The sequence below is a fragment of the Xanthomonas sacchari genome, assembly GCF_024266585.1.
In the GTDB taxonomy this organism is placed as follows: domain Bacteria; phylum Pseudomonadota; class Gammaproteobacteria; order Xanthomonadales; family Xanthomonadaceae; genus Xanthomonas_A; species Xanthomonas_A sacchari_C.
Genome location: NZ_CP100647.1, coordinates 876338 through 890141, shown reverse-complemented (window position 1 = coordinate 890141; position 13804 = coordinate 876338). Strand labels below are relative to the sequence as shown.

At 71.6% G+C, this 13804-nt stretch carries 11 protein-coding genes; 6 read left to right on the top strand and 5 right to left on the bottom strand.

The features are described 5' to 3' along the window. Window positions 1-124: 124 nt before the first annotated feature. Window positions 125-757, bottom strand: coding sequence for an NAD-dependent dehydratase (locus NKJ47_RS03720; protein ID WP_254460194.1), 633 nt, complete (start codon window positions 755-757; stop codon window positions 125-127). 558 nt (window positions 758-1315) lie between these two features. Here NKJ47_RS03720 and NKJ47_RS03715 point away from each other — a divergent pair. Together NKJ47_RS03715 and NKJ47_RS03710 are read left to right on the top strand one after the other, a co-directional pair. Continuing rightward, on the top strand, window positions 1316-2242 hold the full coding sequence (locus tag NKJ47_RS03715) for a carbohydrate kinase family protein (RefSeq protein WP_254460193.1): 927 nt from the start codon (window positions 1316-1318) through the stop codon (window positions 2240-2242). A 91-nt stretch (window positions 2243-2333) separates the two neighbouring features. Next, window positions 2334-2834 carry an MgtC/SapB family protein gene (locus NKJ47_RS03710; RefSeq protein WP_254460192.1) on the top strand — a complete coding sequence of 167 codons (501 nt, stop codon included), beginning with the start codon at window positions 2334-2336 and terminating at the stop codon, window positions 2832-2834. Here the strand turns inward: NKJ47_RS03710 and NKJ47_RS03705 are convergent. Next, window positions 2795-3421, bottom strand: a complete 627-nt coding sequence (locus NKJ47_RS03705; RefSeq protein ID WP_254460191.1) for a ParB-like protein — start codon at window positions 3419-3421, stop codon at window positions 2795-2797. The genes NKJ47_RS03710 and NKJ47_RS03705 overlap by 40 nt on opposite strands. Before the next feature lie 459 nt (window positions 3422-3880). Here NKJ47_RS03705 and NKJ47_RS03700 point away from each other — a divergent pair, with 459 nt between their 5' ends. Continuing rightward, window positions 3881-5491 carry a GGDEF domain-containing protein gene (locus NKJ47_RS03700; RefSeq protein ID WP_254460190.1) on the top strand — a complete coding sequence of 537 codons (1611 nt, stop codon included), beginning with the start codon at window positions 3881-3883 and terminating at the stop codon, window positions 5489-5491. Between the two features lie 263 nt (window positions 5492-5754). Here NKJ47_RS03700 and NKJ47_RS03695 read toward each other — a convergent pair whose 3' ends face one another. Continuing rightward, window positions 5755-6663: a DUF808 domain-containing protein gene (locus tag NKJ47_RS03695; RefSeq protein WP_254460189.1), complete on the bottom strand. Its 909-nt coding sequence runs from the start codon at window positions 6661-6663 to the stop codon at window positions 5755-5757. Window positions 6664-7098: 435 nt separating this feature from the next. Here NKJ47_RS03695 and NKJ47_RS03690 point away from each other — a divergent pair, with 435 nt between their 5' ends. Together NKJ47_RS03690 and NKJ47_RS03685 are read left to right on the top strand one after the other, a co-directional pair. Beyond that, window positions 7099-8724: a dihydroxyacetone kinase subunit DhaK gene (locus tag NKJ47_RS03690; RefSeq protein ID WP_254460188.1), complete on the top strand. Its 1626-nt coding sequence runs from the start codon at window positions 7099-7101 to the stop codon at window positions 8722-8724. Between the two features lie 311 nt (window positions 8725-9035). Next, window positions 9036-9959 (top strand): IS110 family transposase, encoded by a 924-nt coding sequence (locus tag NKJ47_RS03685; RefSeq protein ID WP_254460187.1) that lies wholly within the window; start codon window positions 9036-9038, stop codon window positions 9957-9959. A 327-nt stretch (window positions 9960-10286) separates the two neighbouring features. Here NKJ47_RS03685 and NKJ47_RS03680 read toward each other — a convergent pair whose 3' ends face one another. Beyond that, complete coding sequence (locus NKJ47_RS03680; protein ID WP_254460186.1) at window positions 10287-11435, bottom strand: XAC2610-related protein; 1149 nt, start codon at window positions 11433-11435, stop codon at window positions 10287-10289. A gap of 85 nt (window positions 11436-11520) precedes the next feature. Then, window positions 11521-11661: a hypothetical protein gene (locus NKJ47_RS03675; protein ID WP_254460185.1), complete on the bottom strand. Its 141-nt coding sequence runs from the start codon at window positions 11659-11661 to the stop codon at window positions 11521-11523. A gap of 420 nt (window positions 11662-12081) precedes the next feature. On the opposite strand from NKJ47_RS03675, the gene NKJ47_RS03670 reads away from it, so the two are divergent. After that, window positions 12082-13773, top strand: a complete 1692-nt coding sequence (locus NKJ47_RS03670; protein WP_254460184.1) for an ABC1 kinase family protein — start codon at window positions 12082-12084, stop codon at window positions 13771-13773. Window positions 13774-13804: the final 31 nt, after the last annotated feature.

Genomic DNA, 13804 nt, shown 5'->3' with positions numbered 1-13804 from the left:
CGCCTGACGTCGCGCCGCAAGGAGGCGATCCACGCCGAAGCGTCTCAACATGTATCGACACGCGCGGTGCTACCGACTCGCGAATCCCCTCCAATCCCGAATCCCCACTCCCCAATCCCAGCCCCTAGACCAACTGCGCCGCGTCGATCACCTGCACACCCGGACGCGGCTGCAGCGCGCCCGCGACCAGCGCCGCGGCGATGCGTTCGGCCGGATTGATCCGGTAGCGTCGCGGCAGCAGCGGCCCGAGCGCCCGCAGCACCACGCTGGCGGCATGTTCGCCGGGACGGCGTTGCGCGCGTTCGCCGCCGATCAGGCCCGGCCGCACCAGGGTCAGCGACGGGTAGGCCAGCGCGCGCAGGTCGTTCTCCAGATCGCCCTTGACCCGGTTGTAGAACGCCCACGAATGCGGATCCGCCCCCAGCGCGGAGTTGAGCGCGAATGCCTCGGCGCCGTGCTGGCGCAGCAGGCGCGCGATCGCCAGCGGATAGGCGTGATCGACCCGACGGAACGCCTCGCGCGAGCCAGCCTGGCGCATCGTGGTGCCGAGTGCGCAGATCCCCGCATTCACCCGCCACCACGGCGCCTGCGCCGGCAACGCATCGAAGTCGAGTAATGGGTTGTGCAGCTTGGGATGGGCCAGGCCCAGCGCGCGCCGGGTCGGCGCGATCACCGCGCTGCAGGCCGGCTCGGCCAGCAACTGGGCCAGCACGTGGCCACCGACCAGGCCGGTGGCGCCGGCGAGCAGGATCTTCATGGGGATGTCCTTGGAGACTGGCGAGGAGCGGCGACTATCGCAGGGGCGGCGGAAAGGCGCCGTGGGTGGTCTGTTTGCAGCGGGTGCCAGTCCATGAGGCGCTGCGCGCCCCGACCCTCACCCCAACCCCTCTCCCGGCGGGAGAGGGGCTAGGCATGCGCGGCCCCTCCCTTCTCCCCTCGGGAGAAGGTGCCCCGCAGGGGCGGATGAGGGTACGGCCGCCAGCCAGGCATCCGTCCTGCACGCCAGCGTGCAACCAAGCCCACCAGCACGCTGCCGGACGACTGGCGCCCGGCATCCATGAGGCGCTGCGCGCCCCGACCCTCACCCCAACCGCTCTCCCGGGGGAAGAGGGGCTAGGCATGCGCGGCCCCTCCCTTCTCCCCTCGGGGGAAGGTGCCCCGCAGGGGCGGATGAGGGTACGGCCGCCAGCCAAGCGTCCCTCCTACACCCCCCTGCCCACGACACCCCACCCGGTCGCCGCGCCGCAGCAGGTACGCCACAATAGCCGCCCCATCGCGCCGGCCGGCGCGCTGCAATCTGACGAGGAGCGGTTCGATGTTCGTGGTGTGCGGAGAGGCCTTGTACGACATCTTCATCGACGGCTACGCCGGCACCTCGGTCGGGATGACCGCGCGCCAGGGCGGTTCGCCGTTCAACGTGGCCATCGGCCTGGCCCGCCTGGGGGCGCCGTCGGCGCTGTTCACCGGCCTGTCCACCGATCCGCTGGGCCGCCAGCTGCGCGCCACCCTCGAAGGCGAAGGCGTGGCCCTGGACTACTGCATCGACAAGCGCGAGGCGACCACCCTGGTGATGGTCGCGCTCGACGCCGGCGGCGTGCCCAACTACGCCTTCTACGGCACCGGCTGCGCCGACCGCGCGCTGACCGAGGCCGACCTGCCGGTGCTGGACGCGCGCGTCGGCGGCCTGCATTTCGGCTCCTACACGCTGGTCGCCGAGACTACCGCCAGCACCTTCCAGGCCCTGGCCGAACGCGAGCGCGGGCAGCGGCTGATCTCGCTGGACCCGAACGTGCGCCCGACGGTGGAGCCGGACATGGCGGTGTGGCGCGCGCGGCTGGCGCGCTGGATCGCGCTGGCGCACGTGGTCAAGGTCAGCCAGGAGGACATCGAGTTGCTGTATCCGCAGCAGGATCCGTTCGCGGTCGCCCGCAGCTGGCTGCAGCAGGGGCCGTCGCTGGTGGTGATGACCCTGGGCGGCGACGGCGCGGTGGCCTGGCGCGGCGACAGCGAAGCGCGCGTGCCCGGCCGGGTGGTGCAGGTGGCCGATACGGTCGGCGCCGGCGACAGCTTCCAGGCGGCGCTGCTGCAACAGTTGCCCGACCCCGCCGCGCTGGCGGCGCTGGGCAGCGAGCCGGCCGCGCTGGAGCGCCTGCTGCAGTTCTGCGTGGCCGCCGCGGCGATCAACTGCACCCGCGCCGGCGCCAATCCGCCCAGCCTGGACGAGGTCCGCGCCGCGCTCTGAGGCCGGCCGACGGCCTGCACGGAACGCCCGCCGCCGGTTTCCCTATGATGGGCCGGCCGCCCACGGCGCGACATCCACCGGGAGACCTGCCTTGATCGACCTGTCCGACATCGCCGTGCGCCTGGGCATCGCCGCCCTCGCCGGTGCGGCGATCGGGTTGAACCGCGACCTGCACGGCAAGCCGATCGGGATCCGCACGCTGGGGCTGGTGGGCCTGGCCACCGCGATGGTGGTGCTGCTGGCCGACCCGCTCGGCAGGGGCGGTTTCACCGACGCCGGCAGCCGCGTCATCCAGGGCATCCTCACCGGCATCGGCTTCCTCGGCGCCGGCGTTATCTATCACACCCGGAAGCATGTGCGGGTGCACGGCCTGACCAGCGCCGCCTGCGTCTGGCTCACCGCCTGCATCGGGATCCTGTGCGGCGCCGGCCAGTGGCAGATCGTGGCGGTGTCCCTGGGCATCGCCTTCGTCATCCTGCTGTTCGGCGGCCGCGTCGAACGCGCCCTGCACACGGCGCTGGGCGGCAAGCCGGCGCGTGCCGCGGCGCCCGATCAATCATCGGACGACGGCCCGCACCAGCCCGGCAGGTAGCTCGCGTCCCGGCTCTTGGCGAGCGCGAGCGCCATCTCCACCGCGCGGGCAAAGTCCTCCTTGATGTCGCGGCGCCGCAGCCGGCGGCGGAACAGGTCGGCCCACAGGAATTCGCTGAACGGCGTGGTGTCCTTGGCGTAGCCACCCGCGCGCCGGACCTCGCCGGCGAGGCTGCGGTAGGGATCGTCCTTCAGGTCCGCGATCGACGTCGGCATGTCCTTGAAGGCGCGGCGCTCGCCCTTGGCGTCGTAGGGATAGGCCCAGCGGCGATGATCCAGCACGCGCCACAGCGCGTCCTTGTCGACGACGCTGAGGTCGGCGATCACCGTGACCAGGATGTCCTTCACCCCTTCGTCGTGCAGCGCCCGCGCCAGGTGGTGGTGGTCGACCACGTAGTAGCGCCCGTCCGGCCCCAGCACCACCGGAATCGTGTGCGTGCCGAGCAACTCGGCCTGCTTGTGCCTGGACGCCTGCGCGCGCCAGCGCTTGCGCTTCTCCTTCACCTCGCGCATGCCCACGGTCATCTGCGTCGGGCGCAAGGACAGGATCGGCACGGGATGCAGCAGCGGTTCGCGGGGATCGGCCATGCTCAGTCTCCGTGGCGGTGGGGGGGCGCGGCGCGGCCGGCGCCGCGGCAGGCCTGCCGCCAGAGTGCCAGCGTCGTGCGCGTCGTGCACAACGCCAGGACACGCCCGATTTTCTCGGTGCTCCTCTCTCCCCCGGGAGAGGGGTTGGGGGTGAGGGTGCGGCGGCCAGGGGGCCGTCTCCCCAGACGCGACACTAGCGCCCCCGACCCTCATCCGCCCCTTCGGGGTACCTTCTCCCGGAGGGAGAAGGAAACGGGCGGCCGCTCCGTCGAATTCCGCCGCCTGCCCGCGTTGCTCCCCTCTCCCGCCGGGAGAGGGGCCGGGGGTGAGGGTGCGACGGCAATGGAGTGCGCTTCACAGACACGCCGCCCGCCGGCTCAAGCGCGCGGCGCCAGCGCCGATATCCAGATCCTGAGCGCCACCATCGGCGGCGCATTGACCTGGGAGGAACCGGCTGGCATGGCGGACCAACGCGACGAGCCGCCGATCAGCGGACTGCGCAAGCTGCTGTCGCCGCGCAGGCGCGATCCGGCGCCGACGCCGGCTGCGGCGCTGCCGGCGCGCGCGCATGGGCACGGCCATGGGCACAAGCACGCCCCTGCGGCAACGCCTGCGCTGGCGGCCACCGACCCGGCCGCCGCCACCGCCGCGCTGATCCGCCTGTTCCAGCAGGCGCACGCGCCGCTGGACCTGCTCGGCGCCTTCGCCGACGGCATGGCCACGCTGCACGGCGAGCTGGGCGACATGGGCCGGCGCCTGCAATCGGCGGCCAGCAGCGGCGACTGGCCCAGCTACGGCCGCGCGCTGCGCCAGCTGATCGACAAGTACATCCGCACCATCGACGTCGAAGACCCGCTGGCCGGCCCCAGCGACAGCGAGCGCCTGCGCGACCTGCTGCGGCAGACCGTGGCCGGCGCGCTGGCGGCGCTGCTGCACACCCTGCCCGAACTCGCCAACGAGGCCGAGGCCAGCGGCGAGGCGCTGCGCCAGTGGCGTCCCGGGCAACCGCTGGACCCGGTGGCGCAGCAGGTCCGAGAGCTGTGCCACCAGATCGCGCTGCGCGCCAGCGACAGCCAGGAGCAGCAGGCCCTGTTGCTGAGCCTGTTCGACCTGCTGCTGGAGAACGTCGGCGAACTGCTCGACGACACCAGCTGGCTGCAGGGCCAGATCGCGGTGGTGCGCGACCTGATCGCCGGGCCGCTGGACCGCTACTCGATCGAGGAGGCGCGCGGCAGCCTGCGCGAGGTGATCTACAAGCAAGGCCTGCTCAAGCAGGGCATCGCCGAATCCAAGCAGGCGATGAAGGAGCTGATGCTGACCTTCGTCGAGGACCTGGACGGCATGGCGGTCAGCACCGGCGAATTCCACGACCGCATCGCCGACTACTCGCAGACCATCCGCGACGCGCGCAGCATCGCCGATCTCAACCGCCTGCTGCAGGAAGTGCTGCAGGACACCGGCCACGTGCAGGAGCAGGCGCTGCGCGCGCGCGACCACCTGATCACCGCACGCCAGGAGGTGGAGGCGGCCGAACAACGCATCCTGCGCCTGGAACAGGAACTGCAGGACGTCAGCGGCCTGGTCCGGGTCGACCAGCTGACCGGCGCGCTCAACCGCCGCGGCCTGGACGACCTGTTCGCGCGCGAACTGGTGCGCACCGAGCGCAGCGCACAACCGCTGTGCGTGGCGATGCTGGACCTGGACGATTTCCGCCAGCTCAACGCCACCTACGGCCATCCCGGCGGCGACAGCGCGCTGCGCCACCTGGTGGAGGTGGCGCGCACCACCTTGCGCGCCAGCGATGCCATCGCCCGCTTCGGCGGCGAGGAATTCGTGCTGCTGATGCCGGACTGCACGATCTTCGAGGCCAGCGCGGCGGTGACCCGGGTGCAGCGCGCCCTGGCCCAGCGCGCAGTGGTACACGAGGACCAGCGCGTGTTCGTCAGCTTCAGCGCCGGCGTGGCCCTGCGCCAGCCCGGCGAAGCGCAGGACGCGCTGATCCGCCGCGCCGACCTCGCCCTGTACGAGGCGAAGAAGGCGGGCAAGAACCGGGTGATTTCAGCGGAGTAGCCGGGAATCGGGAATCGGGAATCGGGAATCGGGAATGGTATCCGAGCACACCCGCTGTCAAGCGATCTGCCGGGAAAAGTTCCGATCCCTCCGAAGAAGGTACGCACGTACATGGACGGCAAATCGCGATCTGCCGTAGGAGCGGCTTCAGCCGCGACGGGCGGTCCCGGATACCCGATCGCGGCTGAAGCCGCTGCTAGCAATCAAAGCAAGAAATCCAGGAAGGCGGCGCCCCCGCAAAACATCCCGCCGGTGTCCAGCCGCTACGATTCGCGACTGCCACGCAGCTTCTGGAACGCCAACACGGCGCCCAGCACCAGGGCCCCGGCCACGATACCCACCACCGCATTGCCCACCGCCAGCACCAGGCTGCCCAGGCCGCCGGTCGGGGCGAGGCCGGCGATGGCGTGGTGCAACGGGCCGATGCTGTGCACCAGGATGCCGCCGCCGACCAGGAACATCGCCGCGGTGCCGGCGATCGACAGGGTGCGCATCAGCCACGGCGCCAGCCACAGGATGCCGCGGCCGATCGACGCGGCGGCGGCGCCCTTGCGGCTCAAGTACAGGCCCAGGTCGTCGAGCTTGACGATGCCGGCGACCAGGCCGTAGACGCCGGCGGTCATCGCCAGCGCGATCGCCACCAGCACCGCGAGCTGCTGCACGAAAGGCACGCCGGCGACCACGCCCAGCGACAGCACGATGATTTCCGCCGAGAGGATGAAGTCGGTGCGGATCGCACCCTTGACCTTGTCCTTCTCCAGCGCCACCACGTCCACCTGCTGGTCGGCCAGCGCCTGCACCTGCTGCGCGCGCCGCTGCGCGTCCTCTTCCTGCGAATGCAGGAAACGGTGCGCCAGCTTCTCCACCCCTTCGAAGCACAGGAAGGCGCCGCCGATCATCATCAGCGGGGTGATCGCCCACGGCAGCCAGGCACTGATCGCCAGCGCCGCCGGTACCAGGATCGCCTTGTTGAGCAGCGAGCCCTTGGCCACCGCCCACACCACCGGCAGTTCGCGGTCGGCGTTCACCCCGGTCACCTGCTGCGCGTTCAGCGCCAGGTCGTCGCCGAGCACGCCGGCGGTCTTCTTGGCCGCGACCTTGGTCAGGATCGACACGTCGTCGAGCAGGGTGGCGATGTCGTCGAGCAGGGTGAACAGGCTGGCGCCGGCCATGCGGGGATTCCATTCGGGATGAGCGACGATTCTCGCCGATTCCGCCGCGCGGTGGGCTGCCGCCCGCACAAACGCTTGCCGCCGCGTGTTTCCCCAACGCCGTGCGCGGGCGCTGCACGGCCGGCGTGACGCGACGTGATGCCCCCTTCGGACGGGGGCGGGAAAAGGGGCGCGTGCCCCGCGTCGATCGCCGACGACGCGCCGACCACCAGCACCGCGTGCGCCGGCACCCGGCGCGCGGCCTCGTCCAAGGCGGACGCCAGCGCACCGGGCAAGGTGAACAGGCCGGGACGGGCAATGCGCGTGCCCGTCGGCGAGGTCGGCGAGGCCGGCGCGATTCTCGCCGAGACCGTTCGCCGCGGCCGCGCGCCGCCGCCTCACCCGCACTCGGCTACGCTGCGGCGCAGTCCCGCCACACGCCGCCAAGGAGATGCCATGGACCAGTTCCTCACCGCCCCCCGCGCCATCGTCGACGACGTGCTCGCGGCCGCGGCCATGCTGCAACCGCTGCTGCTCTCCGAGGCCGGCAGCGGCACCCGCATCGTGCTGCAGGCCGCGCGCGATCCGCGCCAGGTCGCGGTGCTGTCCGGCGGCGGCGCCGGGCACGAACCGGCGCATGCCGGCTTCGTCGGCCCGGGCATGCTCAGCGGCGCCATCGCCGGCGACCTGTTCGCCTCGCCCGGCGTGGAGGCGGTGCTGGCGGCGATCCGCGCCTGCGCCGACGCCCCCGGCGTGCTGCTGGTGATCAAGAACTACACCGGCGACCGGCTCAACTTCGGCCTGGCCGCCGAGCGCGCCCGCGCCGAGGGCATCGAGGTGGCCAGCGTGCTGGTCGCCGACGACATCGCCCTGCCCGACGCCGCACAGCCGCGTGGCATCGCCGGCACGGTGCTGGTGCACAAGTACCTGGGCCACCTGGCGCGCGAGGGCGTGCCGCTGGCCGAACTGGCGCAGCGCGGCCAGGCCTTCGCCGACCGCCTGCTGTCGCTGGGCATGGCGCTGTCCAGTTGCCGCGTGCCCGGCCAGCACGCCGGCCGCCGCGCGCCGGAACTGGGCCTGGGCATCCACAACGAGCCGGGCGCGCGCCCGGTGCAGCCGGCCTCGGTGGAGGAGGCGCTGGCGCTGGTGCTGGATCCGTTGCTGGCGCAGGCCGATGCCCGCTTTGGCACCGACGCGCCGCTGGTGCTGATGCTCAACGACCTCGGCGGTTGCTCCACGCAGGAACTGGGCGTGCTGACGCGGCTGGCGCTGCAGCGCATCGGTGTCGAGCGGGTGGCGCTGATGCCGCTGCCGGCGGCGCTGATGACCTCGATGGACATGCACGGGTTCTCGATCACCCTTGCGCCGGCCGATGCCGACGTGCTCGCCGCGCTGCAGGCGCCGGTGCAGACCCTGGGCTGGCCGGGCGTGCGCGTGCCGCATGCACCGCAGCGCTTCGCACCGGCGCTGCGGCGCGACACCGGCCATCGCGAGGGCGCGCGCGATGCGCAGTGCGCGGCGGCGCTGGCGCGGGTGGCACAGGCGCTGATCGCCGCACAGGCGGAACTGGACGCGCTGGACGCACGCAGCGGCGACGGCGATGCCGGCAGCACCTTCGCCGCCGGCGCGCGCGCCCTGCAGCAGGCGCTGGACGACGACGCACTGGCCACCGGCGACGCCACCGCGCTGGCGCGCGGCCTGGCGGCGACGATCGAGCACAGCATGGGCGGCTCCAGCGGCGTGCTGCTGTCGATCCTGTTCACCACCGCCGCCGCCGCATTGGCCGACGGACACGACTGGGTGCAGGCGCTGCAGGCGGGCGTGGCGCGGATGCAGCATTACGGTGGCGCGCAACGCGGCGACCGCACCCTGCTCGATGCGCTGCTGCCGGCGCTGGAGGCGCTGGCGCAGGGCGCCGGCGTGGACGCCGCCGCGCACGACGCCCGCACTGGCGCCGATGCCACCGCACGGCTCACCCGCGCCGGTGCCGGCCGCGCCGCCGCGGTGCCGGCGGAGGCGCTGCGCGGCGTGATCGACCCCGGCGCCGAAGCGGTGGCGCGGGCGTTCGCGGCGTGGCGCTGAAGGCGCCGGTCGGGTCGGCCGACGCGGTTCAAGGCAGGCCTGCGTCACCCGGGACGGCAGGCGTTGTCGAGACCGCCTGTCGCGGCTGGAGCCGCTTGTGTCAAATGAGGGTCTATCGTTGTAGGTGAGAGCGGAGTGCGGCAGGCCGTTTAGCCGCAGTGCCAGCAAGCACGAGTAGGAGTCAGCGCCGCCGCACCCCGTATCTCCTGCCTCATCAGCCCGAACAGTTGCCCGAGTCGCGAGCTCGAACTCCACAAGCATGGGCATCGGCAGGAGTGCTCTCGTTCCTGAGTCTACTGCGGAGAACGTCTATGCGGCGCTATGTCGGGATCGATGTATCCAAGGCCGAACTGGTCATTCATGTCCTGCCGGACGAGCAGGCCTGGACCCAACCCAATACGCCACAGGGGCAGCGTGTGCTGGCCCAACGCCTGGTGGAGCTGGGCTGCGAGCGGATCTTGCTGGAAGCCAGTGGCGGCTACGAACATGCCGTGCTGCGGGTGCTCCGAGAGGCGGACCTGCCGGCAGTGCGGATGGCCGCCGATCGTCCGCGCAAGCTAGCCCAAGCCTTGGGCCTGCAGGCCAAGACCGACGCCCTGGACGCGCGCCTGCTGGCCATCGCCGCCCAGCACATCCCGACCACGCCCACGACCGTGGTGCCCGAGCACCAGCAGTCTCTTCGCGAACTGTTGGACCTGCGTGCCACCCTGGTGGGCCAGCGCGATGCCCATCGGCGGCGCCTGGAACACATCACCAGCGCCAAGGTGCAACACCGCTGCCGAGAGGTGATCGCCCTGCTGAACCAGCAGATCCAGACATTGACGCAGGAGATCGAGCAGCAGGGCAAGACCTGCTTGAGCTTGCCCAAGGTACCTGGGCTCGGCACGATCCTGCGCGCAGTGCTGGCCGCGCGGTTGCCAGAGCTGGGCACGCTGCCGCCACGCAAGCTCGCCGCCCTGGTCGGGCTGGCCCCGTTCAATCACGACAGCGGCTGCTGGAAAGGCCAACGTCGCATCAAAGGCGGCCGTGCCGACGTGCGAGGCGTGCTGTACATGGCCACCTGGGCCAGCATCCGCGCCAAATCCCCCTTGGCCAACACCTACGCGCGCTTGCGCGCGGCCGGCAAGCCGGCCAAGGTCGCCATCGTCGCCTGCATGCACAAGTTCCTGCGCTGGCTCAATGCCATCGCGCGCGATCAGGCCCCGTACGCTCCTCCGGTTATCGCTGGGGCATGACAGTTGACTCCTACGACAAGCCAGCACATGGCATGCATCGCGCCATCGCCGCACACGCAGGCGTGTCCGCATGCAGCTCAAGGACCATCGCCGGCTGCCGCCTTTGTAGGAGCGCTTCAGCCGCGACAGGCTTCACCGGTCGCATCCGTCGCGGCTGAAGCCGCTTCTACAAAAATCCGCTCCTACAGATGCGCTTCCATGACCAGAGGTTCCCTGAAGCTTCACCAGGCCTGCAATGAACCACCCGAGTGCACTGTGGGAGGGACTTCAGTCCCGACGCGGTAAGGCCGGACCGCCAACGCCCTTCGGAACCACGACCCGTGCCCCCTACTCCGCCGACGCGGCCTCCAGCGCCTGCGCCACCGCCTGCAGCGAGCCGCGCGCCGAGCCGGGCTGCAGCGCCAACGCCTGGGTCTTGCCGCGCACCACCACCTCCATGCGCTGCGGCACGCCGTGCGCATCGCCGACGATGCGGTAGGTGGTGTCGCCACGCGCGAAGCGGAGCACGTGCCGGTCGGCGGCGTAGTCCATCGCCTCGCCCTGCGCGTCCGGATACAGCAGGTCCACCCGCTGCTGCGCGCCGAGCGCCGCATAGAACGGCTGGCTGCTGGCGCCGTCGCCGACATTGGCGAACACCACGATGCGCTTGCCGGCAGGCGCCAGGCGGAACTCGAGCAGGATCCTGCGCTCGCCTGTGGTGGTGCCACCCTGCTCGTCCCACAGGTAGTGCGTGTCGGCCACGCGCTTGCCGGCACGGTCGCGGTACACCGTCTCCTGCGCCAGGCCCGGCCCCTCGCTGCGCGCATCCTCCACCACTTCGCGCTCCAGCAGCGGCGCGTCACCGCGGACCGAATAGGTCGCGTACTGGTGCCAGCAGCAGCCGTCCTTGGTCATGGTGTGGAGCTTGCGCGCCTGCGCATCCACCTCGAACAGGCCGCAGTTGCTCTGCGCCAGCTCGGTGAAGCCGGGACTGGCCTCGAAGCCGTCGGCGGTGCCCAGGTACACCTGGTAGGACGGGCCGTGATAGCAGCTGTTCTGCCCGTCCATCACCGCCAGGTCCTTGATCCCGTCGAAATTGAAGTCGTCGTAGATCAGCACGCTCTGCTCGCCGTACGGCAGCTCGTGCACGTTGGCCTTGACCTTGCCGCTCTTGCCGTCGGTGTCCAGCACCAGCTCCGAGGAGGCCACCTCGAGCAGCGGCGTGGCGTTGCCGCGGGCGAACACGCGCACGATCCCGGGCCGGAACACCCCGTCGCCGTCCTCGATTTCCAGCGTCGCGCGGTAGCGGTCGGAAAAGTGCTGCAGGTCGTAGCTGCGGCGCTTGCCGGCGGCGAAGGCCTTGGCGTCGAAATCCTCGCCGACAGAGCGCTGGGTCGCGGTTGCGGCGGTCGCAGTCGCCGACAGCAGCACCGCCAGCAACGCGCACGCGAAAAGGAGGGCGGCACGGCGGACGGCAGGCGAAACGACGACGGACATGGCGGCGCATCCTGGCAGGCGACAGCGGATGCCCAGGGTAAGCCCGGTCGCGGCATCGGAACAGGGGCTGCCGACCGCCGGCGCGTCAGAACAGCGCACGTGCGAAGGCGCGTAGGGCGCTGCGCACCTCGGTGGCGATGCCGGCGCCGGCGTCGCCCAGCCAGGCCATGAGCAGCAGCGCCAGGACCGCCACCGCCGCCAGCAGCGCGAGCCGGCGCCCGCTCATCGGGCGACAGCCGCGCCGACAGCGCGTGCCTGTGCGCGCATCGCGCCGTCCCATGGCGCGGTCTCCGGTGCAGCGCGCCGAGGGCCGCGCCACGAGGAATGGCGCTGATGCCCCCCGATCGACATCGCCCGTTCGCTCCGCTGCACTCCGCACCTTCCGCCCGCGTCATCGCAACGCGGCAGGATACGCCGCCCGACCATGCCGAGGACGCCATCGCCAGCGCCCCCCCGGGGGGCGCGCCGATAACGGCGGACCACCTGTACGGCGACCGGCGCGGGATCGCGCCTGTCGCATGGGCAACGCCCATCGGCCCTCCCGCCCCGTCAGCGACGAACAGGCGACGCGCGACGCGGGATTCACCGCGCGACGACCCGGCCGTCGCCACACTCGTGGCTGCCTTTCGCCTGCCCGGAGCCCACCTTGAGCGCGACGCCCGACGCTGCGGACGCACCGCACGTGATCGGCGGCCTCAGCCGCCGCACCCAGATCCTGCGCCTGCTGCTGCGCTACCGCAGCTCCGGGGTGTTTTCCGGCATGGACATGGAGACCGCCCAGGGCGAGCACGCGCTGCCGCCGGAAGGCACGCCGGAACAGTTCGTCACCGACCTGGAGGCGCTGGGCCCGACCTTCGTCAAGCTCGGGCAGATGCTGTCCACGCGCCCGGACGTGGTGCCGCCGGAGTTCGCCACCGCGCTGGAGCGGATGCAGGAGAACACCGCGCCGATTCCGAGCGAGCGCATCCGCGAGATCGTCGAGGCCGAGCTGGGCGTCGGCATCAACAAGGCCTTCTCCGCCTTCGACGACACCCCGCTGGGCAGCGCCTCGCTGGCGCAGGTGCACCGCGCCGCGCTGCGCGACGGCACGCCGGTGGCGATCAAGGTGCAAAAGCCCGAGGTCGCCGCGCAGGTGCGCTCGGACCTGGAGGTGCTGCGCAGCTTCGCCAGCGCCGCCGACAAGCTGACCGGGCTCGGCCGGCGCATCCGCTTCGCCGACTGGCTGGCCGAGTTCGGCAAGGCGCTGCTGGCCGAACTGAACTACGAGGCCGAGGCCGAGAACCTGGCGCGCTTCGGCGAGCACCTGCGCCCGTTCCCGCAGCTGTGGGTGCCGCAGCCGGTGTGGGACCTGTGCAGCCGCCGGGTGCTGACCATGCAGTTGGCCGAAGGCGTGCGCGTTGACAAGATTTCCGGACTGCGCCGCACCGAGCAGCCGATGGACGAGCTGGCCGCGGCGCTGGTGCGCGGCTACCTGGACCAGATGTTCGTGCACGGCGAGATCCACGCCGACCCGCATCCGGGCAACCTGCGCGTGCTCGCCGACGGGCGCCTGGCGATCTTCGACCTGGGCATGGTCGCGCACGTGCCGCCGAAACTGCGCGAGCGCCTGCTCAAGCTGCTGTTCGCGGCGGTGGACGGCCGCGGCGAGGAGGTGGCCGAGGAGACCATCGCGCTGAGCACGCGCCTGGAGGATTTCGACGAAGAGCGCTACCAGCGCGAGACCGGGCAGATGATCGCCCGCTATGCGGCGCACGACGCCATGTCCGAAGGCCGGGTGGTGCTGGACCTGGTGCGCATCGCCACCGCCTACGGGCTGCGCACGCCGCCCGAGCTGAGCCTGCTCGGCAAGACCCTGCTGAACCTGGAAGCGGTATGCCGCGCGCTGTCGCCGCACCTGGACACCCGCGTGGTGGTCGAGGACCAGTTGCAGCACGTGATGCGCGCGCGGCTGAAGAAGTCGCTGTCGGCGGCCAACCTGGCCAGCGAGGCGATGGAACTGCAGGCGCTGCTGCGCGAGGGCCCGCGCCGCATCTCCGACATCCTCACCCTGGCCGCGGAAAACCGCCTGCAGGTGCGCGTGGCCGGGCTGGAGGAATCGCGGCTGATGGAAAGCCTGCAGAAGATCGCCAACCGCGTCGCCGCCGGCATCGTCACCGCCGCACTGATCCTGGCCTCCACGCAGATGATGCGCATCGACACCGGCAGCAAGCTGTTCGGCTACCCGGCGATCGCGATGGTGCTGTTCCTGCTGGGCGTGGTGCTGGGGCTGGGCATCATCGCCAGCGCGGTGCTGTTCGACCGGCGCGCGCACGCCCGCGAGGAGCGCGGTAGGCGCTGAAAGCCGGGATTGGGGAATCGGGAATGGGGAT

Excerpts from the sequence above, each read along its gene's own strand:
- NKJ47_RS03680 (WP_254460186.1), bottom strand. The coding sequence starts at position 11,435 with ATGTCCGTCGTCGTTTCGCCTGCCGTCCGCCGTGCCGCCCTCCTTTTC.
- NKJ47_RS03690 (WP_254460188.1), top strand. The coding sequence starts at position 7,099 with ATGGACCAGTTCCTCACCGCCCCCCGCGCCATCGTCGACGACGTGCTC.
- NKJ47_RS03700 (WP_254460190.1), top strand. The coding sequence starts at position 3,881 with ATGGCGGACCAACGCGACGAGCCGCCGATCAGCGGACTGCGCAAGCTG.
- NKJ47_RS03715 (WP_254460193.1), top strand. The coding sequence starts at position 1,316 with ATGTTCGTGGTGTGCGGAGAGGCCTTGTACGACATCTTCATCGACGGC.
- NKJ47_RS03695 (WP_254460189.1), bottom strand. The coding sequence starts at position 6,663 with ATGGCCGGCGCCAGCCTGTTCACCCTGCTCGACGACATCGCCACCCTG.
- NKJ47_RS03675 (WP_254460185.1), bottom strand. The coding sequence starts at position 11,661 with ATGAGCGGGCGCCGGCTCGCGCTGCTGGCGGCGGTGGCGGTCCTGGCG.
- NKJ47_RS03705 (WP_254460191.1), bottom strand. The coding sequence starts at position 3,421 with ATGGCCGATCCCCGCGAACCGCTGCTGCATCCCGTGCCGATCCTGTCC.
- NKJ47_RS03685 (WP_254460187.1), top strand. The coding sequence starts at position 9,036 with ATGCGGCGCTATGTCGGGATCGATGTATCCAAGGCCGAACTGGTCATT.
- NKJ47_RS03720 (WP_254460194.1), bottom strand. The coding sequence starts at position 757 with ATGAAGATCCTGCTCGCCGGCGCCACCGGCCTGGTCGGTGGCCACGTG.